This window comes from Pseudomonas sp. Pf153 (genome assembly GCF_001269775.1).
Taxonomy (GTDB): Bacteria; Pseudomonadota; Gammaproteobacteria; order Pseudomonadales; family Pseudomonadaceae; genus Aquipseudomonas; species Aquipseudomonas uvaldensis.
Genome location: NZ_LHVL01000030.1, coordinates 473,556 through 497,342, shown reverse-complemented (window position 1 = coordinate 497,342; position 23,787 = coordinate 473,556). Strand labels below are relative to the sequence as shown.

At 60.1% G+C, this 23,787-nt stretch carries 18 protein-coding genes; 10 read left to right on the top strand and 8 right to left on the bottom strand.

The window, feature by feature from the left end; genetic code table 11:
- The first annotated feature begins 58 nt into the window (after positions 1-58).
- Positions 59-1,621: an alkyl hydroperoxide reductase subunit F gene (ahpF, locus tag AD666_RS23300; RefSeq protein ID WP_053157481.1), complete on the top strand. Its 1,563-nt coding sequence runs from the start codon at positions 59-61 to the stop codon at positions 1,619-1,621.
- 117 nt (positions 1,622-1,738) lie between these two features.
- Here ahpF and gloA read toward each other — a convergent pair whose 3' ends face one another.
- Complete coding sequence (gene gloA / locus AD666_RS23295) at positions 1,739-2,260, bottom strand: lactoylglutathione lyase (protein WP_053157478.1); 522 nt, start codon at positions 2,258-2,260, stop codon at positions 1,739-1,741.
- Positions 2,261-2,441: 181 nt separating this feature from the next.
- Here gloA and AD666_RS23290 point away from each other — a divergent pair, with 181 nt between their 5' ends.
- The gene (locus AD666_RS23290) at positions 2,442-2,978 is read left to right on the top strand and encodes a DUF4946 domain-containing protein (protein WP_053157475.1); all 537 of its coding nucleotides are present in this window, start codon (positions 2,442-2,444) and stop codon (positions 2,976-2,978) included.
- Positions 2,979-3,069: 91 nt separating this feature from the next.
- Here AD666_RS23290 and AD666_RS23285 read toward each other — a convergent pair whose 3' ends face one another.
- The gene (locus AD666_RS23285) at positions 3,070-3,438 is read right to left on the bottom strand and encodes a histone-like nucleoid-structuring protein, MvaT/MvaU family (RefSeq protein WP_053157472.1); all 369 of its coding nucleotides are present in this window, start codon (positions 3,436-3,438) and stop codon (positions 3,070-3,072) included.
- Positions 3,439-3,760: 322 nt separating this feature from the next.
- A complete protein-coding gene (locus AD666_RS23280; RefSeq protein WP_053157470.1) occupies positions 3,761-4,624 on the bottom strand; it encodes a LysR family transcriptional regulator in 864 nt (287 codons plus the stop codon).
- Between the two features lie 82 nt (positions 4,625-4,706).
- Between AD666_RS23280 and AD666_RS23275 the strand changes: the two genes are divergently transcribed.
- Both AD666_RS23275 and hppD read left to right on the top strand, forming a co-directional pair.
- A complete protein-coding gene (locus AD666_RS23275) occupies positions 4,707-5,651 on the top strand; it encodes a DMT family transporter (RefSeq protein ID WP_053157466.1) in 945 nt (314 codons plus the stop codon).
- Positions 5,652-5,899: 248 nt separating this feature from the next.
- A complete protein-coding gene (gene hppD / locus AD666_RS23270) occupies positions 5,900-6,976 on the top strand; it encodes a 4-hydroxyphenylpyruvate dioxygenase (protein WP_053157461.1) in 1,077 nt (358 codons plus the stop codon).
- Positions 6,977-7,061: 85 nt separating this feature from the next.
- Here hppD and rarD read toward each other — a convergent pair whose 3' ends face one another.
- The 3 genes from rarD to AD666_RS23255 all read right to left on the bottom strand — a co-directional run bounded on the left by rarD (position 7,062) and on the right by AD666_RS23255 (position 10,437).
- Positions 7,062-7,946 carry an EamA family transporter RarD gene (gene rarD / locus AD666_RS23265; protein WP_053157458.1) on the bottom strand — a complete coding sequence of 295 codons (885 nt, stop codon included), beginning with the start codon at positions 7,944-7,946 and terminating at the stop codon, positions 7,062-7,064.
- Positions 7,947-8,028: 82 nt separating this feature from the next.
- Positions 8,029-9,042, bottom strand: a complete 1,014-nt coding sequence (locus AD666_RS23260) for an aldo/keto reductase (protein ID WP_053157455.1) — start codon at positions 9,040-9,042, stop codon at positions 8,029-8,031.
- Positions 9,043-9,114: 72 nt separating this feature from the next.
- Positions 9,115-10,437: an MFS transporter gene (locus tag AD666_RS23255; protein ID WP_053157452.1), complete on the bottom strand. Its 1,323-nt coding sequence runs from the start codon at positions 10,435-10,437 to the stop codon at positions 9,115-9,117.
- A 159-nt stretch (positions 10,438-10,596) separates the two neighbouring features.
- Between AD666_RS23255 and AD666_RS23250 the strand changes: the two genes are divergently transcribed.
- The 4 genes from AD666_RS23250 (at position 10,597) to AD666_RS23235 (ending at position 16,033) form a co-directional block, all read left to right on the top strand.
- Positions 10,597-11,712, top strand: coding sequence for a sugar diacid recognition domain-containing protein (locus AD666_RS23250; RefSeq protein ID WP_053157448.1), 1,116 nt, complete (start codon positions 10,597-10,599; stop codon positions 11,710-11,712).
- 167 nt (positions 11,713-11,879) lie between these two features.
- Positions 11,880-13,016, top strand: coding sequence for a glycerate kinase (locus AD666_RS23245; RefSeq protein WP_053157445.1), 1,137 nt, complete (start codon positions 11,880-11,882; stop codon positions 13,014-13,016).
- 162 nt (positions 13,017-13,178) lie between these two features.
- Positions 13,179-14,804: a methyl-accepting chemotaxis protein gene (locus AD666_RS23240; protein WP_053157442.1), complete on the top strand. Its 1,626-nt coding sequence runs from the start codon at positions 13,179-13,181 to the stop codon at positions 14,802-14,804.
- A gap of 41 nt (positions 14,805-14,845) precedes the next feature.
- Complete coding sequence (locus AD666_RS23235) at positions 14,846-16,033, top strand: pyridoxal phosphate-dependent aminotransferase (protein ID WP_053157439.1); 1,188 nt, start codon at positions 14,846-14,848, stop codon at positions 16,031-16,033.
- Positions 16,034-16,175: 142 nt separating this feature from the next.
- Here AD666_RS23235 and AD666_RS23230 read toward each other — a convergent pair whose 3' ends face one another.
- Positions 16,176-19,280 (bottom strand): efflux RND transporter permease subunit, encoded by a 3,105-nt coding sequence (locus tag AD666_RS23230; protein WP_053157436.1) that lies wholly within the window; start codon positions 19,278-19,280, stop codon positions 16,176-16,178.
- A 14-nt stretch (positions 19,281-19,294) separates the two neighbouring features.
- Positions 19,295-20,440 (bottom strand): efflux RND transporter periplasmic adaptor subunit, encoded by a 1,146-nt coding sequence (locus AD666_RS23225; RefSeq protein ID WP_053157433.1) that lies wholly within the window; start codon positions 20,438-20,440, stop codon positions 19,295-19,297.
- Positions 20,441-20,712: 272 nt separating this feature from the next.
- Here AD666_RS23225 and AD666_RS23220 point away from each other — a divergent pair, with 272 nt between their 5' ends.
- Positions 20,713-21,507: a hypothetical protein gene (locus AD666_RS23220; protein ID WP_053157430.1), complete on the top strand. Its 795-nt coding sequence runs from the start codon at positions 20,713-20,715 to the stop codon at positions 21,505-21,507.
- Between the two features lie 95 nt (positions 21,508-21,602).
- A complete protein-coding gene (locus AD666_RS23215; RefSeq protein WP_053157427.1) occupies positions 21,603-23,585 on the top strand; it encodes a hypothetical protein in 1,983 nt (660 codons plus the stop codon).
- Positions 23,586-23,787 lie beyond the last annotated feature (202 nt).

The window sequence follows — 23,787 nt, the reverse complement described above, 5'->3', positions numbered from 1 at the left end:
CGGGCGAGATTCGCTCGGGCGTTGTTTTTTCTGAAATTCAAAAATGGAAATCGCCCGTATGTTGGACGCCAATCTTAAAGCTCAGTTGAAGTCATATCTGGAACGGGTCACCCAGCCGATCGAGATCGTTGCATCCCTCGACGACGGTGCGAAATCCCAGGAAATGCTCGCTTTACTCAAAGACGTTGCCAGTCTTTCCAACCAGATCACCTTGCTCGACAACGGTAACGATTCGCGCAAGCCTTCGTTTTCGTTGAATCGCCCGGGAGCCGATATCAGCCTGCGTTTTGCCGGCATCCCCATGGGCCATGAATTCACTTCGCTGGTGCTGGCCTTGCTGCAAGTCGGCGGCCACCCATCGAAAGCCAGTGTCGAAGTCATTGAACAGATCCGCTCCCTCAAGGGTGAGTTCAACTTCGAGACTTATTTCTCGCTGTCATGCCAGAACTGCCCGGACGTGGTCCAGGCGCTGAACCTGATGGCGGTGCTGAACCCGAACATCCGCCATGTCGCCATTGACGGCGCGCTGTTCCAGGCCGAGGTCGACGAGCGCCAGATCATGGCGGTGCCAAGCATCTACTTGAACGGTGAGAACTTCGGCCAGGGCCGCATGGGCCTGGAAGAAATCCTCGCCAAGATCGACACCAGCGGCATCGAGCGCCAGGCCGAGAAGATCAGCGCCAAGGATGCCTTCGATGTGCTGGTGGTCGGCGGCGGCCCGGCCGGTGCGTCGGCGGCGATCTACGCCGCCCGTAAAGGCATCCGTACCGGTGTTGCGGCAGAGCGCTTCGGCGGTCAGGTGCTGGACACCATGGCCATTGAAAACTTCATCTCGGTACAGGAAACCGAAGGCCCCAAATTGGCCGTCGCCCTGGAGGAGCACGTCAAGCAGTACGACGTTGACATCATGAACCTGCAACGCGCCGATGCTTTGGTGCCGGGCAAGGACGGCGCGCTGCACGAAGTCCGCTTTGCCAGTGGTGCCAGCCTCAAGGCCAAGACCGTCATCCTGGCGACCGGTGCCCGCTGGCGCGAAATGAACGTGCCGGGTGAGCAGCAGTACCGCAACAAGGGCGTGGCGTACTGCCCGCATTGCGACGGCCCGCTGTTCAAGGGCAAACGCGTAGCGGTGATCGGCGGCGGCAACTCGGGTGTCGAAGCGGCCATTGACCTGGCTGGTATCGTGGCCCATGTCACCTTGCTGGAGTTCGATGTACAACTGCGTGCCGACGCGGTCTTGCAGCGCAAGCTGCACAGCTTGCCGAACGTGACCGTGATTACCAACGCCCAGACCACCGAAGTGACCGGTGACGGTCAGAAGGTCAATGGCTTGCGCTACAAGGACCGTCCAAGCGGTGAAGTGCGTGATGTAGCGCTGGAAGGTATTTTCGTTCAGATCGGCCTGTTGCCCAACACCGATTGGCTCAAGGGCACCGTCGAGCTGTCGCCGCGTGGCGAGATTATTGTCGATGCCAGGGGTGAAACCTCGATCCCGGGTGTGTTCGCCGCCGGTGACGTGACCACCGTGCCGTACAAACAGATCGTGATCGCCGTAGGCGAGGGCGCCAAGGCCTCGCTGAGTGCCTTCGACCACCTGATCCGCACCACTGCACCGGCGTAAGCCGCTGGAGGCCACAAAAACAAAACCCCATGGGCCAGGCTCATGGGGTTTTTTTATTGAGATTCCAATCCACTGTCGAACCCTGTGGGGAGCTCTCTCAATGGGCTCTGGCAGTCTTCAGAGCGGCGCAGGCTGGATGATTTCCACCCAGTAGCCATCCGGGTCCTTGATGAACGCCAGGCTTTTCATGCGACCGTCGCTCAGGCGTTTCTGGAAATCACAGCCCAGTGCTTCGAAGCGTTCGCAGGCCGCGACGACGTCCGGTACCGAGATGCAGATGTGACCGAATCCTCGTGGGTCGGTGTTGCCATTATGGTAGGCGAACGACGGGTCGTTTTCGGTGCCGTGGTTATGGGTGAGCTCCAAGATGCCGGGGATCGATTTCATCCATTCGGTGCGGGCCGCGGCGTCTTCCGGAATCCGGCGCTTATCCACCAGGGCCAGGAAATACAGGCTGAATTCGGCTTCCGGGAAGTCGCGTTTTTCCACCAGCGAGAACCCCAGGACACGGGTATAGAAATCCAGGGACTTGGTGATGTCCTTGACCCGCAGCATGGTGTGGTTGAACACGAAGTTGTGAGTGGTGGTATCGGGTTGGGCGGTGACACCCGGAAAAGTATTGAGTTCGTGCAGGCTCATGGGCCCTCCGGAAAGAAATGAGGCAGACGGCGTCGCAGAGCTTGTCGCGACGGTTCTCGGGCTGCGCTGAATGGCTTGCAGCATGATACGCAAGGGACGCGGCCACGCCAAACCGCAGGTGGCTATTGCCTGGGTTTGCGGTCGGCTTCAGACTTGCCAATCCGTCCTTGAGTGCAACCTGATGATTCGACCGCTCCTTTCGCTGTTTGTCCTGCCGTTTGCCTTCGTTGCGAGTGTCGGCGTCCAGGCGGCCGAACCGCAGGTCGTATGGCCCCAAGGTTGGGTCATCGAGTCGCTGCCTTCCGATGCTTCCGCCACGACAGCCGGCCAGGGGACCACACGTCAGCGTGGGACCAAAAGCGATGCCGCGGGGAATGCATTATTGGTCATGGAACTGACCGCAACGCCCGTGGAACCGGATCATCAAGTCAACTTGCAAGGCGTGTTGCTGGAAATGCGCAAGTCAGTCCAGAAAGACTTTTTCCAGGGCGGTTATCAAAGTGTTTGTAATAAGATCCATGCTTCCAGCTTGGGTGGCGTCACCGCCCTGGAAACCACTTGCACCATCACGCAGAATGGTCGGCATGTGTTGTCTCAGACACTGGTTGCCGCACTAAATGCCGGGCGAGCTTATGTATTGTCCTATGCCGGGCAGGCGCAGGCGGTTGTCGAAAGCGAGGGTGAAATACAGTCGGTACGAAATAGTCTGAAACTATAAGCCTGGCGGCCCGATACTCAGGATTTAATCCAAAAGTTCAAGTCCATAAAAAAGCCCTGATGATCAGGGCTTTTTTATTCAAGGCTGGATGTCAGGTGCGTACCCAGGAGTCAACGGTCTCGGCGCCGTACTTTTCTTTCCAGGCTTTCAGGCCGCGATGGTTGCCGCCCTTGGTTTCGATCAGTTCGCCTGTGTGCGGGTTCTGGTAGACCTTCACCACGCGGGCGCGGCGCGTCTTGGGCGTCTTCCTGGCCGATGCCACACCTGCCCTGGACGGGCCCGGGTCAAGAATCGCGATGATGTCGCGCAAGCTCTTGCCATAGGTTTTCATCAGTCCCTGGAGCTTTTCTTCGAATTCGATTTCTTTCTTGAGCCCGGCGTCGTTCTTCAGCATTTCCAGCTGTTTGAGCTGGGCTTGAAGGTCCTTTTCGGCTTTACGAAATTCAGCGAGTCTGGACAATTATCGTTACTCCAATCAAATAGGTGGCTGATACCAACCGCAAACAAAGCTATAAGCCAAGCGCCTTGACGCGACCCGGTGATAAATGATTCCCCCTTGCCAATCAGCACAGGTAGAAAAATTGTAGTAGTTAAACCGGACAGTGTAAATCGCAACTTTTTCGTCATGTAACAATGGCAAACGTTTTCCTCAAGTTCAATCGTGGCCGGCACGCCGGGCCAAATGCGCGAGCAACTACCAGGCAATAGATAGTTTGCTGTGAAGTTGCCGGCCGACTGTCTCTTAATTGCGTTGCGTTATCACCTGCGCTCGGCAGAGGCACTCAAGCCGGGCGAGCCAGGTCGATGAACGCCCGGGTAGCGGGCGAAATCTGGCGGCTATCCAGCACTGCCAGGCCGATCCGACGCCGGACCCGGGGCATCAGGGGCCGCACCACAAAACCTGGATACTCGCCCGCTGGCAGCGATCCTTCGGAGACCACGGACACAGCATCGCCCCGGCCGACGACATGCAGCGTACTGAGCAGTTGCGAACAGCGGTAACGTACGTTGGGCGTAAGTTGCGCGGCGTTGAACAAGCGGGTGACCAGCTCCGATGACCCGGCCTCGGTGAGTACGAAAGGGTCGTGACACAGATCCTTGAGGGCCAGGCCTGGGTGGGCGGCGAGAGGGTGAGCGGCCGGAAGGAGGGCCACCATTTGGTCCTCCATCAGCGCGACCGTATCGAAACGCTCTTCGGGCAATACCACGAAACCGACGTCGATCCGTCGCTCGTCCAGCCATTGGATGACCTGGCGGTCCGGCCCTTCGTCGATATGTACTTCGATCCCCGGATGCAGGGCGCGATAGCGCTGCAGGAGGGGCGGCAGCAACTTCATTGACGAAGTCGGGCCAAACGAGCCGATGCGCAAGGTGCCTCGGCGCATGCCTTGGGCATCGGCGGCTTCCTGGCGCAACGTGTTGGCCAGCCCGAGCATGGCCCGCGCCCGTAACAGCAGTTGTTGGCCGATGTCACTGAGTTCCACTGCCGATTGATGCCGCCTGAGCAGTTCGACACCCAGCTCTTGCTCCAACGATTTGATGGCATGGGATACCGCTGACTGGCTGATGCCCAGTCGCATCGCCGCTGCGGTGAACCCTCGCAGTTCGGCCACCAGGGAGAAAATTTCGAGCTGGGTGAGGGTCATGAGTATTTACTCATTTTACGATGATCAGACATGAGTCTGAGAATACGCCATATCGGTATCGATTGAACGGATGTGGTGAACCATGAAGACCCTTGAACATGTTGTCCCGACCTCGTCGGATGTGTCGGTGTACCTGAAACTGTCCATGGTCACCATGGTCTGGGGCGGTACGTTTGTGGCCGGCAGGATTCTGTCCGGCGCTCTGGAACCCTTGCTGGCCGCCAGCCTGCGCTTTTCGTTGGCCAGTATCGCGTTGCTGCTGTTTCTGGGCCTGGCCAGAATTCCCCTGGTCAGGCCCTCCCTGAGACAGGCGCTGCAACTGGCCGTTCTGGGGTTCTTCGGCATCCTTTTCTATAACCTGTGTTTTTTCTATGGCTTGCAATACATCCAGGCGTCGCGTGCTTCGCTGATCGTGGCCTTGAACCCTGCAGTCATCGGCCTGGCGTCCTGGGGCTTGTTCAAGGAGCGGCTGGGGCGGTGGAAAGTTCTGGGCATCGCGCTGTGCATCGGCGGGGCCGCGCTGGTGATCGTAAGCCGTGATCCATCCTTGCTTCAGAGCACCGCGCAAGGGTGGAGAGGCGACCTGTTGATTTTCGGCTGCGTGCTGGGATGGGGGATTTATTCCCTGTTTTCCAAGGGCCTGAACGACAGCCTCGGCCCGTTACAGACCGTTACCTGGTCGATTCTATTGGGCACTGCGATGTTGTGGTTGGTTTGCATGATCGCAGGCGAGGTCCAATTCGAACCTCTGCGCGGACTGGATACCCGCCAATGGCTCAGTCTGCTGTACCTCGGTGTATTGGGCTCGGCCCTGGCTTACATAGCCTGGTACGACGGGATTCGTCGGATTGGCGCCACCCGTTGCGGAGTATTCATTGCGCTCAATCCGCTGACCGCGGTGCTGTCGGGGGCTCTGCTGCTGGACGAACGGCTCACGACGCTGATGGGGCTGGGGGGAGGGCTGATCCTGACGGGCATTTTCCTGTGCAACAAGCCCCTTGCACGATCGATGCAAAAGACGATTTGATACAGGAGGCGGACAAAACAGGTTACGCTGTGTAGAATCGGTTTACGCATATAAGAATAACGTCTTCTGGCAGCAGAAGCCTCGCCCGCAAGAGCCTTGGGTCGACAATGAAGATACTCGGGTTACAACTGATCTATGGCGATTTCCTCGCCCGCAGCGTTCGCGGTATCTCCTGCGCGCCACCCTGTGCCCTCAGCATCGCCAGCAACTAACGTTCCGTTAATTGATAAGCATGATGAGGCGCCGACATGGCAGATCTATATGAAAACCCGATGGGCCTGATGGGCTTCGAGTTCATCGAGTTCGCATCCCCGACACCCAACACCCTGGAGCCGATCTTCGAGATCATGGGCTTCACCAAGGTGGCCACGCACCGTTCCAAGGACGTTCACCTGTATCGCCAGGGCGCGATCAACCTGATCCTCAACAACGAACCCCACAGCGTGGCGTCCTACTTCGCGGCCGAGCATGGCCCGTCTGTGTGCGGCATGGCGTTTCGCGTCAAGGATTCGCAACTGGCCTACAAGCGTGCCCTGGAGCTCGGCGCCCAGCCGATCCACATCGAAACCGGTCCGATGGAGCTGAACCTGCCGGCGATCAAGGGCATCGGCGGTGCGCCGCTGTACCTGATCGACCGGTTTGGCGAAGGCAGCTCGATCTACGACATCGATTTTGTGTTCATCGAGGGGGTCGACCGTCATCCGGTGGGGGCGGGCCTGAAAATCATCGATCACCTGACCCACAACGTATATCGCGGCCGCATGGCCTATTGGGCCAACTTCTATGAGAAGTTGTTCAACTTCCGCGAGATTCGCTACTTCGACATCAAGGGCGAATACACCGGCCTGACGTCCAAGGCGATGACCGCCCCGGACGGTATGATCCGCATCCCGTTGAACGAAGAGTCGTCCAAGGGTGCCGGGCAGATCGAAGAGTTCCTGATGCAGTTCAACGGAGAGGGCATCCAGCACGTGGCCTTCCTGACCGATGATCTGGTCAAGACCTGGGATGCACTGAAGAAGATCGGCATGCGTTTCATGACCGCACCGCCGGACACTTACTACGAAATGCTCGAAGGCCGCCTGCCGAACCATGGCGAACCGGTCGCTGAGCTGCAATCGCGGGGCATTCTGCTGGACGGCTCATCCAACCCTGACGACAAGCGCCTGCTGCTGCAGATTTTCTCGGAAACCCTGATGGGGCCGGTGTTCTTCGAATTTATCCAGCGCAAGGGCGATGACGGCTTTGGCGAAGGCAATTTCAAGGCCTTGTTCGAGTCCATCGAGCGGGATCAGGTGCGTCGGGGAGTGCTGGCTACCGAATAACGCTTGCACCCTGAAAAAGCCCGCCCGGCAGTGATGTCGGGCGGGCTTTTTACTGCCAATGCAAGCCCCTGCGGGACGGATGGCTTCAGGATTGGCGCCGTTGACGCATCAGGTGCCGGAACCCTTCGAGCACCAGCACTGCTACCGCCATCCAGATGGGGATGTAGGTCAACCATTCGCCGGCCTGGATGCTTTCGCCCAATAGCAAAGCAACCCCCAGCAGCAACACCGGTTCGACATAACTCAACAACCCGAACAGGCTGAACGACAACAACCGGCTGGCGATGATGTAGGTCACCAGGGCCGACGTGCTGATTACGCCGAGCAACGGGATCAGCAGGGACAACCACGGCTGCTGGTCGAAAACGGCAAGGCCCTGGCCGCCGCTGAGCACGAACCACAGGGCCACCGGCAGGACCAGGGTCATGTCCATCCAGAGTCCGCCCAGGTTGTCGGTTCCAAGACGTTTGCGCAGGATGAAGTAAATCGGATAACCCACCACGACCAGCAACGTCGCCCAGGACAAGCCACCCATGCGGTACAACTCATTGAGCACGCCAAGGGTGGCGAAGGAGACGGCGATTTTCTGGAAACGAGAAAGTCGTTCGCCATAGACGACGCGGCCGGTCAGGACCATCGCCAGCGGCAACAGGAAATACCCCAGCGACACATCCAGGCTATAGCCGTTGAGCGGCGCCCACATGAACAGCCACAACTGCAACCCCATCAGCAACGAGGAAACCATTGCGCCGAGCAACAGGCGCGGCGTGGCGATCAGTCGCCGGACAAGTCGGGTGACGAGTCCCCACTCTTTTGCCACCAGCATGAACACCGTCATGCATGGCATCGTCAGCAGCATGCGCCAACCGAAGATTTCCACGCCAGTCAATGGCGCGAGTAGCGAGGTGTAGTAGTACATGACGGCGAACAGCGCGGAGGCTGTGACCGATAGAGCGATGCCTTTGGACACTTGGATTCTCTGGGGGCCGAGCAACTAGCACGTTGTAGCGAGGGGATAAATCCCTTCGCCACAGGGGTTCAGTTCATATTGGCTATGACGTACGCGGCACACGTCCTGACACGAAATGCCCCACATCATTGAATCCGGGTGTCGAAGCATGCCCCGGTGTTACCAGTGAATCGATGAAGGCTTCATCTTCCGCCGTGATCGTTACCGCCTGTGCCTTGGTGTACGCATCCCACTGTTCCTCGGTGCGCGGCCCGACAATGGCCGAAGTGACGGCGCGGTTGTTCAGTACCCAGGCGATGGCGAACTCGACGATGCCCACGCCGCGCTCCTGGGTGTATTGCTGGATCTGCTGGGCAATGCGCAGGGATTCAACCCGCCATTCGGTTTCCAGGATGCGCTTGTCCTGGCGACCGGCGCGGCTGTTGGCGTCTGGCGCGACGTCCGGTGCGTATTTGCCGCTGAGGACACCGCGGGCGAGGGGGCTGAAGGGCACCACGCCCAGCCCGTAGTTCTGCGCGGCGGTGATCTGCTCGGTTTCCGCCTGGCGGTTGACGATGTTGTACAAAGGCTGGCTGATCACCGGCCGGTCGATACCCAGGCTGTCGGCGATCCGGATGACTTCGGCGATGCGCCAGCCACGGTAGTTCGACAGGCCCCAGTAGCGGATCTTGCCCTGGCGAATCAGGTCGCCAATGGCCGACACGGTGACGTGCAGCGGCGTGTTGTGATCCTCGCGATGCAGGTAGTAGATGTCCAGGTAATCGGTGCCCAGGCGGGTCAGGCTGGCGTCGATGCCATTGAAGATGTGCTTGCGGCTCAGGCCGCTGCGGTTGGGCACGCCGTCCGCCGGGCCGAAACCGACCTTGGTGGCGAGTACCCATTCCTGGCGGCGACTGGCAATCGCCTCGCCAACGATCTCTTCGGAGCGACCATTGGTGTAGACGTCCGCGGTGTCAATGAAATTGACGCCCTGGTCCCAGGCCTTGTCGATGATCCGCAGCGAATCCTCCGTGCTGGTCTGTTCGCCGAACATCATGGTGCCCAAGGTCAGGGTCGAGACTTGCAACCCGGAATGGCCAAGCGTGCGGTAGCTCATGACAAGATCCTTTTCATCGATGGGAAAGGCCCAATCAAACCCCAGAACCACCGCGTGGATCAAACGGATTTATCAGATACCGCCGTTCCTGTGGGAATGCACCGTCATACGCAACGCCAGCATGCTACCGCCGACAATCACCCCGGCCAGCACATACAACGCCGCATCGGTCGAGCCGGTGGCATCCTTCACCCAGCCCACCAGATACGGGCTGAGGAAGCCCGCCATCTGTCCCATGGAGTTGATCAACGCCAGTCCGCCGGCCGCCGCGCCCGCGCTGAGCAGGGCGGTGGGCACCGGCCAGAACATCGGCAGGCCGGTGAGGGCGCCCATGGTGGCGATGGACAGGCCGATAATGGCAATGGCCGGGGTGCCGGCGAAATTGACCGCGATCAGCAGCCCGACCGCGCCCATCAGCATCGGCACTACCAAGTGCCAGCGGCGCTCCTTGCGCAGGTCTGCCGAGCGACCCACCAGCAACATGAAAAGCGCCGCCAGTAGATAAGGAATCGCACTCAGCCAGCCGATCACCAGGTTATCGCTGAAGCCCAGGTTCTTGATGATCGACGGCAGCCAGAAGTTGATCGCATAGACCCCGCTCTGGATGCAGAAGTAGATCAGGCCGAACGCCCAGATCGCCGGGTTCCTGAACACGGCCAGCAAGGAGTCGCTGGTGGTTTTCGGTTTGTTCGCCAGGTCTTCGGCGTGGTCGGCGGCGAGCACGGCGCGCTCCTCGACGGTCAGCCATTTGGCGTTGGCGAAGGTGTCGCTGAGCAGGAAGAACGCCAGTGCGCCGAGGACGACCGTGGGGATGCCCTGCAGCAGGAACATCCATTGCCAGCCCGCGAGGCCACCCTGGCCGGCAGCGAAGTGGTTGAGGATCCAGCCGGAGAACGGGCTGCCCAGCAGGCCGGACACCGGGATGGCCGACATGAACAACGCCATGATGCGGCCACGCCGGAACGTCGGGAACCATTGCGAGAGGTACAGCACCACGCCCGGGAAGAAGCCGGCTTCAGCCGCGCCGGTGAACAGTCGCAAGGTATAGAACTGGGTGGGCGTCGTGACGAACAACAGGCAGGTGGACAGCGTGCCCCAGGTAATCATCATCAGCGCTATCCAGCGCCGCGGGCCGAACCGGGTCAGGGCCAGGTTGCTTGGCACGCCGCACAGCACATAGCCGATGAAAAAAATCCCGGCGCCGAGGCCATATACGCTTTCGCTGAACTTCAGCGCGTCGAGCATCTGCAGCTTGGCGAAGCCGACGTTGACCCGGTCGAGGTAATTGAACAAGTAGCAGATGAAGATGAAGGGAATCAAACGCAGAGTAATGCGTTTGTAGACGATGTTCTTTTCGTCTGGAGTAGCCAGGACGGCTGCTGCGCTCTGGGACATGGCGAGTCTCTCTTTATTATGATTTTTGCGAGCCAAGGGGTAACGTTGACCGCCCCTTGAGTCTCGGCCAGCCCAAGGCCCCGTGTCTTTGTGCTTGAGCACAGGGTTTGAGTGCGGACCCTGTGCGCCTGACCAATCACCTTGCAAGGAACCCCGTGCATGTTCGAACTCGATCACGACCTGGCGCAGGACATCGTCGACCGGGCGATGGCGATCCTGCCCTACAACGTCAATGTCATGGACAACCAGGGCCTGATCCTCGGCAGTGGCGAGCGCGAGCGGATCAATACCCGTCACGAGGGCGCGCAACTGGTATTGGCCAATGGACGGGTGGTGGAAATCGATGCCTACACGGCGGTGCATCTCAAGGGCGTACAGCCGGGAATCAACCTGCCGCTGATGCTCGACCAGCGGCTGATCGGCGTGCTGGGCATCACCGGTGAGCCGGAGCAGTTGCGCACCTACGCCGAATTGGTACGCATGACGGCCGAAATGCTGCTGGGCCAGCGCAACCAGCAGGCCGAACAGCAATGGCGCCGCCAGCGTTGCGATGACCTGTTGGCATTGCTCCTGGGGGACAGCGGGGATTCGCCGCGCTTGTTGGACGAGGCACAGCAGATGGGGCTCAAGCCGCAATTGTCGCGGGTGCCTTATCTGTTCGAGTTGGGTCTGGAGCATGGGCCCGGGCAGACCGTCGAGGCGCTGAGTGCCTGGCTGATGTCCCGCTATCCCGACAGTTGGTGTCTCACCTCGTCCAAATCGTCGTTGCTCTGGTGCCGGCCGGTCAGCGCGTCAGTGGACAACGAGCGGCTGCTGGGCAAGCTGGACGGATTGGGCTGGAACATCCTCCGGGTGGCGGTGGGTGGCCAGGCCGAAGGGCTGTCGGGCCTGCGTCGCTGCTATCGGCGGGTCGGGGATTTGCTGGCCTACGGGCGGGATGTGTTGCCACACAATCGCCTGCTTGTTCTCAACCGCTATCGCCTGCCCGTCATGCTCTGGCGGCATCGCAGCGACGATGCCCTGGACGAACTGCTCACCCCGCTGCGCAAGGTGATGGCCAAGGACGGCAACGGCCAACTGCTCGCCACCTTGCGCTGCTGGTGCGAACACGACGGCCAGAGCCAGACCTGCGCCGACGCGCTGGGCATCCACCGCAACAGCCTGCGCTATCGCATGGAGCGCATCGCCGAACTCAGCGGCGTGGACCCGCTGCGGCTGGATGGGATGCTGGCGTTGTACCTTGGCGTGCAGCTATTGCCTCAAGCAGAGGGATAACCCTGTGGGAGCGAGCCTGCTCGCGAAGGGCCCCAGCCACAATAACCCCTCCGGCAAACCGGCCTTTGTGGTTTTGAACAATAATGCCCGGTGTCTTTTGTGCGGCGGACCGGCGTCACGTCTGCGGTCAGCTGGCAGCATGCTGGGCATCGGAACCGGAGAACAACATGAAAATAATCATCGCCCCCGACTCGTTCAAGGACAGCCTCAGCGCCCAGGGCGTGGCCGACGCCATTGCGCTCGGGCTGGCCCAGGTCTGGCCGGATGCCCAATTGGTCAAGTGCCCGATGGCCGATGGCGGCGAGGGGACGGTGGAGTCGGTACTGGCCGCCTGCAACGGCGAGTGGCGTCGTAGCCCGGTCCGTGGCCCCATGGGCGCTGCCGTCGAGGCTCGTTGGGGCTGGTTGGCCGACAGCCGCACCGCGATCATCGAGATGGCCGAGGCCAGTGGTTTACAGCTCGTTCCGCCGGGGCAGCGCGATGCCTGTTCCAGCAGCACCTACGGCACCGGCGAGCTGATCCGCGCGGCGCTGGATGAAGGGGCCGTACGGGTCATCCTGGCGATCGGCGGCAGTGCCACCAATGATGGCGGTGCCGGTGCGATGCAAGCCCTGGGCGTGGCGTTGCTGGACGAACAAGACCAACCCGTGGCCCCCGGAGGCCTGGCTTTGGCGAACCTTTCGCGCATCGACCTTGGCGGCCTGGACCCGCGCCTGGCCCGGGTCAGTTTCGAAATCGCCGCCGATGTTGATAATCCACTGTGCGGACCCCACGGCGCTTCAGCGATTTTCGGACCGCAGAAGGGTGCCTCCCCCGAGCAAGTGCATGCACTGGACCGAGCGCTGGCGCACTTCGCCGGGCACTGTGCCCAGGCGTTGAAAAAAGATGTGCGCGATGAACCGGGCAGCGGCGCCGCCGGTGGCCTGGGCTTCGCGGCCAAGGCCTTCCTGGGGGCACAATTTCGCACGGGCGTGGACGTCGTTGCCCAATTGACCGGACTGGCCGAAGCCATCGAAGGCGCCGACCTGGTGATCACCGGCGAAGGCCGTTTCGACGCCCAGACCCTACGTGGCAAGACCCCGTTTGGCGTGGCGCGTATCGCCCGCCGGCACGGCGTACCGGTGGTGGTCATTGCCGGTACGCTGGGGGAGGGCTACCCGGCGTTGTACGAACATGGCATCGATGCGGCCTTTGCGCTGGTCAGCGGGCCGATGACGTTGCAAGAGGCCTGCGCCGACGCGCCGCGTCTGCTGGGCGAGCGTGCCCGGGATATTGCACGGCTCTGGCGAGTAGCCGCGCAATAATCACCTTGCTGCCACAGGCCAGGGATGTTCTACGGAATTTTTTTTGCGTTTCCCCTGTAAAGAGACTCAAACCCGGCCGATAACGAATCAAGCGCATTTACAAAACACGCTAACCAATGCGTTTTCCGGCATGGACGCTCGACCCAACCTCGAGGTCTTCCCATGTCCTTACGTCGCCTGAATATCGCGCCCCGTGCTTTTCTCGGCTTTGCTTTCATTGCATTGCTGGTGGTGTTCCTCGGCGTATTCGCCGCCAGTCGCATGTCCGTGATCCGCCAGGCATCGCTGGACATGGAGCACACCCAAGTCCCCAGTGTTGCCCACCTCGCCACTGTACTGGAAAGCGCCTTGCGCATGCGCATCCTCTCGTTTCGCATCCTGGTGAACCGGGACCCGGCCAGCCTGGCGGAAGCCGAGACCCGCATTGGCGTGCTGGTGGAAAAACTGCACAAGGCCAACAACAGCTACGCTGCGTTGCCGGCCACGCCGGAGGAAACCGAGCTGTACAAGACCTTTTCCGCGACGCTGGAAAAGTACCTGCAAGCGCAGAAAGAGATGCTCGACCTCTCGCGGCAAAACAAAATGGATGAGCTGCGCGCCCACATCAACACGCGGATCAAGGAAGGTACCGATCTGATGGGCGAACAACTCAATAAACTCATCGCGATCAACGTGGCGGGCGCCAGCGAGGCTTCGGCCAGGGCCGGCGAGCACTATGACAGTGCGCTGATGGGCATCATCATCGTCTCGATCGTGGCTGCGCTGGCGACTGTGGTGCTGGCGTTGCTGTTGACCCGCAGCATCGTCGCGCCGATCAATCGTGCGCTGGAAGCCGCCCGGACCATTGCCGGCGGGAATCTGGTGCAGGTCATCACGGACGATGGCAAGGATGAACCCGCCCGTTTGCTCAAGGCCCTGGCGGACATGCAGGGCAGCTTGCGCAAGACCATCGAGCAGATCGCCGGCTCAGCCACCCAACTGGGGACGGCGGCCGAAGAGCTGAGCGCGGTGACCCAGGAGTCTTCCCGTGGCCTGCAACGCCAACACAACGAAATCGAACAAGCCGCCACGGCGGTCAACGAAATGACCGCCGCCGTGGAGGAGGTCGCCCGCAACGCCGTGTCCACGTCCGAGGCCTCGAACCAGTCGACCCAGGCCGCCCAGGAAGGGCGCAGCCGGGTGGTGGAAACGGTCGAGGCGATCCAGACCATGACCCAGGATGTACAAGCCACCGCCTCGATGATCGAAGGCCTGGCGATCCAGGGCCGTGACATCGGCAAGGTGCTGGACGTGATTCGCGCCATTGCCGAGCAGACCAACCTGCTGGCCCTCAACGCCGCCATCGAAGCCGCCCGCGCCGGGGAAGCCGGACGCGGTTTCGCGGTGGTGGCCGATGAAGTCCGGGCCCTGGCCCATCGCACCGCGCAATCGACTCAGGAAATCGAAAAAATGGTGGCCGGCATCCAGAACGGTACCGGCGAGGCCGTGCACTCGATGCAACAGAGCAATCAACGTACCCAAAGCACCCTGGAAATGGCCCGTGCCGCCGGCGTCGCCCTGGAGCAGATCACCCAGTCGATCCACCAGATCAACGAGCGCAACCTGGTGATCGCCAGCGCTTCGGAAGAACAGGCCCAGGTGTCCCGTGAAGTGGATCGCAACCTGGTGAACATCCGCGACCTGGCCACCCAATCGGCATCGGGCGCGCAGCAGACCAGCGACGCCACCCATGAACTGTCGCGCCTGGCGGTGGCGTTGAATGCGATGGTGGCGCGGTTTGTGATTTGAGATAGGGTTGAGGTTGGACGCCGCGCAATCAGGAGACGTGCATGCGCTATTCAGCCTTGACCCAACGCATTACCGGCGACGGTGCGGCCGCCTGGGAAATTCACGATCGAGCGCTGGCCATGCGTGAACAGGGCAGGGACGTGTTGCTGTTGTCGGTGGGCGACCCGGATTTCGACACGCCGCGCACTATTGTCGACGCCGCCGTGGATAGCCTGCGGGCCGGCGACACGCATTATTCCGACATTCGCGGGTTGCATGGGCTGCGCCAGAGCATTGCCCGGCGCCATCGCCAGCGCTGCGGTCAGGCCGTGGAGGCCGGCCACGTGACGGTGCTGCCAGGGGCGCAGTGCGGCGTGTATGCGGTCGCGCAATGCTTGCTCGATCCCGGCGACGAAGTCATCGTCGCCGAGCCGATGTACGTCACCTACGAAGCCGTGTTCGGCGCTTGTGGGGCTAAGGTCGTGCCCGTGCCGGTGCGCCCGGAAAACGGCTTTCGGGTCGATCCGGCCGATGTGGCCCGGCGGGTCACGTCGCGAACCCGTGCGCTGTTGCTCAACAGCCCCAACAACCCCTCCGGCGCCAGCTTGCCGCTGCATACTTGGCAAGAACTGGCGCAGCTGTGCATCGCACATGATCTGTGGCTGATCAGCGATGAGGTCTACAGCGACCTGTTGTACGAAGGCACGCACATCAGCCCGGCCAGCCTGCCGGGCATGGCCGAACGCACCGCGACCATCAACAGCCTGTCCAAGTCCCACGCCATGACCGGCTGGCGCATCGGTTGGGTTATCGGGCCCGAACTTCTCGCAGAACACTTGGCGAATCTGTCGTTGTGCATGCTGTTCGGTCTGCCGGATTTCGTGCAGCGCGCCGCACAGGTCGCGCTGGAGGCGGATCTGCCTGAAGTGACGCAGATGCGCGAAGAGTATCGTCGGCGCAGGGATCTGGTGTGCGCCATGCTCGATGACTGTCCAGGCCTCAGGCCGGTGCGGCCTGACGGCGGCATGTTCGTGATGGCCGACGTGCGCCAGACGGGGCTCGACGCCCAGGCTTTTGCCGAGCGCCTGCTGGACGGCTATGGGGTGTCGGTGTTGGCCGGCGAGGCGTTCGGGCCCAGCGCGGCGGGGCATATTCGGATCGGGTTGGTGATCGATCGACTGAAGCTGACAGATGCCTGCCAGCGGATCGTCTTGTGCGCGAAGGGCGTGTTACGGCAGCGTCTAGCCTGAGGGGACGGCGCCTGACTTGAAGGTTTCATCGCGAGCAGGCTCGCGCCCACAATGATTTGGGTGATTTCAATGTCTGCGTTTCACCGTAGGCATTCTATGGGTGCGAGCCTGTTTCGGGCGGCGATTCGATGATTGCGGTGTGTCAGTGTGCGTCTCGCTGGCTGGTCCTGCCCACAAGCCTCATCACTCCGACGAAAAACACCGGAACAAATATGACCGCCAATGTCGCCGTGATCATCCCCCCGATCACCCCCGTCCCGATGGCCTGCTGGCTCGCCGAGCTGGCGCCGCTGGCGATGGCCAATGGCACCACGCCAAGGATGAACGCCAGAGAGGTCATGATGATTGGCCGCAGGCGCAGGCGCGCGGCCTGAAGCGTGGCGTCGACCAGGTCATGACCTTCGTCGTACAGGCTCTTGGCGAACTCGATGATCAGGATGGCGTTCTTGGCCGAAAGGCCGATGATGGTGACCAGCCCGACCTTGAAGAAGACGTCGTTGGGCATGCCGCGCAACGACACCGCCAGCACCGCGCCGAGTACGCCCAATGGCACCACCAGCAGCACCGAAGTGGGGATCGACCAGCTCTCGTACAGGGCCGCCAGGCACAGAAACACCACCAGCAGCGACAGGCCCAGCAGAATTGGCGCCTGGCTGCCGGACAGGCGCTCCTGCAACGACAGCCCGGTCCATTCCTGGCCCAGGCCGGCGGGGCCCTGGGCGACCAGGCGTTCGATCTCCGCCATGGCTTCGCCTGTGCTGTGGCCGGGGGCCGGTTCGCCGGAGATGCTGATGGCCGGGTAGCCGTTATAGCGGGTCAGTTGTGTCGGGCCCTGGGTCCATCGGGCCTGGACGAAGGCTGACAGCGGCACCATCTTTCCAGCGTCGTTGCGCACATGGATCTTCAGCAGGTCGGCCACCTGGCTGCGTTGATCGCCTTCGGCCTGGACCACCACCCGCTGCATCCGTCCCTGGTTGGGGAAATCGTTGATGTAGCTAGAGCCCACCGCCGTGGCGAGCACACTGCCGACATCGGCGAATGAAACGCCCAGGGCATTGGCCTGCTTGCGGTCGATTTCCAATTGCACTTGCGGCGCTTCGGCCAAGGCACTTTCACGGACGTTCATCAGCACTGGGCTTTTTTCGGCGGCGGCGAGCAGTTCGTCGCGTGCCAGCATCAATGTGGCGTGGCCGAGGCCACCACGGTCCTGCAAGCGGAATTCGAACCCGCTGGACGTGCCGAGGCCATCCACTGGTGGAGGTAGCACGGCAAAGGCCATGGCGTCCTTGATCTGGCCTAGGGCCAGGTTGGCGCGGTCGGCAATGGCGCTGGCTGAGTCGTCGCTACCACGTTCTGACCAGTCCTTGAGGGTGGTGAAGGCCAGCGCAGCGTTCTGTCCGCTGCCGGAGAAGCTGAAACCCAGGATCACCGTGCTGTCGCCCACCCCGGGTTCGCCGGCGTTATGGGCTTCGATCTGCTCGACCACCTGGACCGTGCGATGCTTGCTCGCGCCAGGCGGCAGCTGGATGTCGGTGATGGTGTAGCCCTGGTCTTCCACGGGCAGGAACGAAGAGGGCAGACGGCTGAAAAGCAGGCCCATGCCCACCAGCAGCACGCCATAGATCAGCAGGAAACGTCCGCTGCGCCTCAAGGCATAGCCGACCCAGCCCTGGTAGCGGTCGCCCAGCTGATCGAAACGCCGATTGAACCAGCCGAAGAACCCGCCCTTGGCGTGGTGCTCGCCCTGGCGGATCGGCTTCAGCAAAGTGCTGCACAGAGCCGGTGTCAGAGACAAGGCGAGGAACGCCGAGAACAGGATCGACGTCGCCATGGACAGCGAGAACTGTCGGTAGATGACCCCCACCGAACCCTGCATGAACGCCATCGGGATGAACACTGCCACCAGCACCAGGGTAATGCCGACGATGGCACCGGTGATCTGCCGCATCGCCTTGCGTGTTGCTTCCTTGGGCGACAAGCCTTCGCTGGTCATGATCCGCTCGACGTTCTCCACCACGACGATGGCGTCGTCCACCAGGATGCCGATGGCGAGCACCATGCCGAACATGGTCAGCACATTGATGGAGAAACCCAGGGCAAGCATGATGGCGAACGTTCCCATCAGCGCCACCGGCACCACCAGCGTCGGGATCAAGGTGTAGCGGATGTTCTGCAGGAACAGGAACATCACGGCAAACACCAGCAGCATGGCTTCGCCGAGGGTGTAGACCACTTTCGTGATGGAGACCTTGACGAAGGGCGAGGTGTCGTAGGGGATCTTGTATTCCACGCCGGCCGGGAAGTAGCGCGCCAGTTCGTCCATTTTTTCCCGTATCAGGGTGGCCGTGTTCAAGGCATTGGCGCCCGGTGACAGCTGTACCCCGACGGCGGTGGAGGGCTTGCCGTTCAAGCGTGTGGAAAATTGATACTCCTGGCTGCCGACCTCGACTCGGGCCACATCGGCGATGCGCACGGTGGAGCCGTCGGAGTTGGCCTTGAGGACGATGTCTGCGAATTCTTCGGGCGTCGACAGTTGCCCTTTCACCAACACCGTCGCGGTGATTTCCTGGGTGGTACGGGTCGGCAGGTCACCGATGCTGCCCGCCGACACCTGAGCGTTCTGTGCCACGATGGCGGCGTTGACGTCGGCCGGGGTCAGGTTGAAGCTCAGCAGTTTCTGCGGGTCGATCCAGATCCGCATTGCCCGTTCGGCGCCGTACAGCTGCGCCTTGCCGACACCGTCCAGGCGCTTGATCTCGTTCATCACGTTGCGCGCCAGATAGTCGCTGAGAGCGACGTCGTCGAGCTTGCCGTCATTGGAGGTGAGGGTGATCAGCAACAGGAAACCGGCCGAGACCTTTTCCACCTGCAAGCCTTGCTGGATGACCGACTGGGGCAGTCGCGATTCCACCGCCTTGAGGCGGTTCTGTACGTCGACCTGGGCCAGCTCGGGGTTCGTGCCGGGCTTGAAGGTCGCGGTGAGGGTGGCACTGCCGAGGCTGCTCTGGGAGCCGAAATACAGCAGGTTATCGGTGCCGTTAAGCTCTTCCTCGATCAGGCTGACCACACTTTCGTCCACGGCCTGCGCCGAAGCACCCGGATACGTGATGGAGATCTCGATTTGCGGCGGCGCCACATCCGGGTATTGCGCCACCGGCAACTGAGGAATGGCGAGGGCGCCTGCCAGAAGAATGAACAAGGCGACCACCCAGGCGAACACCGGACGATCGATAAAGAACTGCGGCATGAGCGATGTCCTGCTTACGGGTGCTGGGCAATTGGAGAGTCTTCGACCCGGACTTTTTCGCCGGGACGTGCATGTTGCAGGCCTTGCACCACGATTCGGTCACCGGGTTTCAGACCCTGGGTGACGATCCAGCGGTCGTCCCGCACGCCACCCAACTCCACCGGTTGCAGGCTGACTTGCTGCTCGGCGTCGACCAGCAATACCTGGGCGACGCCAGCGCTGTCCCGCTGGATGGCCCGTTGCGGCACGCTGATGCCCTGGCGGTCGAAGGCTTGCTCAAGGCGCACGCGTACGAAGCTGCCGGGCAACAGGTCGAGATCGGGATTGGGGAATTCGCTGCGCAGGGTGATCTGGCCGGTGCCCGGGTCGACGCTGATATCGGTGAACAGCAGCTTACCCGGCAACGGATAGGCGCTGCCGTCGTCCTGGATCAGCGTGGCCTTGGCCTGGCCCTGGCCGACCTGCTGCAACTGCCCGGAGCGCAAGGCCCGGCGCAGTTCGTTGAGTTCGCGGGTCGATTGCATGAGGTCGGCGTGGATCGGGTTCAGTTGCTGGATAAGGGCCAACGGCGTGGTTTCGTTCTGGCCCACCAGCGCGCCTTCGGTCACCAGCGCCCGGCCGATGCGTCCGGCAATCGGCGCGGTGACGGTGGCATACCCGAGGTTCAGCCTGGCCCGTTCCACGGCGGCCTTGTTGGCGCAGACGTCGGCGGCGGTTTGGCGCACGGCGGCGCGGGCGTTGTCGTAATCCTGGGCGCTGATGGCGTTGTCTTCGATCAACCGGGCGTAACGCTGTTCCTGCAAGCGGGCCTGGAAGGCGTTGGCCTCGGCCTTGCGTAGCGCGGCTTCGGCGCTGTCCAGGTCGGCCTTGAACGGTGCCGGGTCGATGCGGAACAGCACATCACCTTTCTTCACGTCAGTGCCTTCGCGGTAGACCCGTTGCAACACCACCCCCGGCACCCGGGCGCGGACCTCGGCGGTTCGGGGCGCGGCGATGCGCCCACTCAGTTCTGCGCTTATGGAAAGGGGCCTGGCTTCGATGGTTTCGATGGTAACCGTCGCCAAAGGGGCTTCATCCGTGGGGGGCGATGACGTGTCACAGGCGCTCAGTAGCGATACGCCGAGTACCAGGCCGAGCGTGGCGAAGGCTTTTTGTGGCATGGTGCTTCCCCAATAATGAACGGGGCAATGCTACGGGGGACAATCGGCGGAAGCGGTAAAGCTTTGTAGGCGGTGTGTGAAATTGTGTAACGGGCAGGTTGCCCTGGCGCGAGTCGCGCAGGCACTTTTCAGACAGAGCCTGATAGCAATGTCGCAATGAAAGCCGACAAGCGGTAGTCAGACCTGTTAGATCTGACAGTAGTTCATAAGGTGGATACGGTGCTTAATTGGCTTCGACTTGATGCTTCAGTGAAAGGTCGAGGTAACCCATCATGCCGCCTGTTGAAGTTCAGGAATACGATTCGCCAACTGTCGTCGGCGTGGACGAAAACGACCCGGACGGCTATATCCCGCTCGATCTGTTGCAGACGGGTATCGAGGTCAGAATACCTGTCTGGCCTTTACCATCTCCTCCTGGTAAGACCGATACACTCATTGTTGAGATGAAACGTAATGGTATCGTGGAGTTCAGCTCGACGACTTATCATCCAACGCCGATCAGCGAAACGGAATTTTTCATTTCTGTTGGTCCGCAGTATCTCATTACGGATGGTGTGGTTGAGGTTTCCTATACGACCAAAAATTATCTCGGAAATACGCATCCATCGTTTCCTAGAACACTGACGATCGATCATACGCCGATTCCGTTGGATCTCACTGAGGTTGAGTTTCCCGCGGCAAATTTATTCGGTTATCTCAATTGCGCCACGCAACCGCCTATCTGGCAGGGCGTGGAAGTCAAGGTTCCTCCGCTCCCTGGTTTTTGTCGACCTGGAGACACTTGTGCCGTGGAATGGATTGGATATCAAAGTCTGAACGGCAGCGGCCCGCCCATCGCGGCTACTTACAAAAGAATCGATACGCTGTTAACGGCTTTGGAGATAACTCGGGGTTTTTCGGTAACGATAGAGCCCTTCCGGCCGCATCTGGAACCGATGATAGACAAAGCGTCCGCCTTGGCGAATTACACCCTCTACCGTGGTAGCAGGAGGATAGGCGCTTCGGTCAAGAGGGCAGTGAAAATTGATCGAATTATTCCGGGAGAGTCGCAACCTTGCGGTCCTTGAGGCTCATTGATGTCATTCAACGCATTGTCAAATTCGCGCCACTTTCAGAGCATTAATTATCCGGCGCCGTCGTGTATAAAAATGGAGTTTATTTCATGAATGCTAAAGTTGGACGTATCGGTGCAGGCAAGCAAGTTTCCCTATCAAGTGGCGGTGGCATACTGCTTGATCCAGCCACCTTTCCCGAACAAACCTTGCCGAATGACTTGCGTATTCCAGTGGCAGCTCTGAACGCTGAGCTGAAATATCGTATCAACCAACCCGTCACTCAACATGACCGGGACACGCTGACCGTTTTCTTGCGAGTCAAAGGCGATACAGCTACGACGCCCCTCGAAACGCGTTTGCCATTGGGGGCGGTCGCTGATCGTATTTGGCCGAAAGAATTGAGTATCCCTCTCGTCCATCTTGTCGAGTTGCCTACGCCGGAAGCACCTACTCAGTACGAGCTGGTTTATATAATGTATGCCGCCGGCGTCAATCCAACTCCACCGACCGTTGCTGAGTTCCATATCGACAAGACGAAGCCTTATCAAGTCAAAACACCAGCTTCTGATTTTTCTCCTGATGGCGTCACATTTCCCGCGGATCTACCGCAGACCCAAGAAATCGATGACGAATACATCAGCAATCACCCCAACGGAATTGAAATCACGCTGACATTAGCGCCATTCAACGCAGAGGCGACGGACAAAGTTGATATTTATTGGGGCGATGTATCTGATCCGGCCTATTTTTCCACACCCATTATGAGCGATGTTCCTGTGCCGCCCGATGGCAAGATCACAATGACCATCGATATCTTTGAAAACTCGCAGGAAGGTGTAAATACCTTGCGCTTTATAATGACGGACCTGGCCGGTAACGTCAGCCGTCCGTCCAAGGCGGTACAGCGTACTGTCCGGCGTTTGCCGCCGCCCGTGTCCGTTCCGCCTGTCGTACCGCTGGCGGACGGTACGGATGGTGACACATTGATTAATCTGGCAGATTGCAATCAGGGGGTGACGGTAGAGATCGAAGTGCCCCAGCCAAGTGTATATAACGATATAATCCAGGCTACTTGGCAGGGCAGGGATCTTCCTCCTGTGCGCGTGGAAAACAACACCCTGTTGGTTCTCCCTGTGGACTACGAGACGATCATTAAACCCGCTTATGGGGCGACTGATGGTGAGGTCGATACCACGGTCAGCTATGTCATGTTACGGGGGTCGGGCGATGTCGTTGCACAAAATCAGACAACGATTCAAGTCGATATTTCGTACCCTGGCCCTGTAAATCCAGACGATCCAGATGAAGTGAATCCGGCTCTGAATTTACCTCGTCTGGTTTCGTCTCAGAACGTTAATAATGTACTGGACGATAATGACTATGGTGAACCTGCCGATATTTATATTCAATTGTGGGCTGCTCCAGCCACCGAGTCCGGGCAAAGTATAACGGTCTGGTACGATGACGTGCCGCTCACCCCTGCTTATTTCCTGGCACCGGGCGAAGAAGGTACGGAAATTCCGGCTGCGACGGTTCCGTGGGATGTGATTGCAAGAAAGCCGAATGAAATCATTAAAATAAAGTATCAACTGTCGGTGGTGTTGGGTAATAACCCGGTCTGGTCAGAGGATGAGGATGTCAATGTCGACATCACCAAAATCGACTTGCCTCCGCCGGAAGTACAGGGGCTCGAGCATGATGCCATCGCTTGCCCAACCTTGAACTTTGTACCTCCAAATGATGGAACGTCTCGTCGCAATTTAATAGTCGTGATCCCGTTCAGCCCATCGCTTATCGATACACGAGTCGTGACGTTAAAATGGGGAGGGTTCAGCGATGAGAACGCGACGATCCCTATCGCCGGAACCGAGGTCACCGCCACCCATACGATTGTCGGTACCGTACCTGCGGAAGGAATAGAGATGGAGATTGGCGATTACTTCGTTAACTTCAAACCGGTGACAGACGGCTTTGGAAAGCTCACCTATACCGTCACCGATGTCGTACCGGAGTCTGATCCGGCTATCCACTTTGTATTTTTGAAGGATAATAACGCCGATTTTTGTGAGATTGCCAATCCAATACCGTAGGACATATTAACGATCCGGCGCTGGGCATGAGCTTGTTGTCCTCATGCCTGTGAGGGTTCGGATGTTTTGCAATGAATATTTGCAGGATTTTTCTGATGATACATATAGATAAGTCCTACATAACAATTCGCCATTACTCGATAGCCTTGCGGACCTTGAAAAATGTGGTCGCGGATCTCTATGCGACCGGCCCCGGACTTAA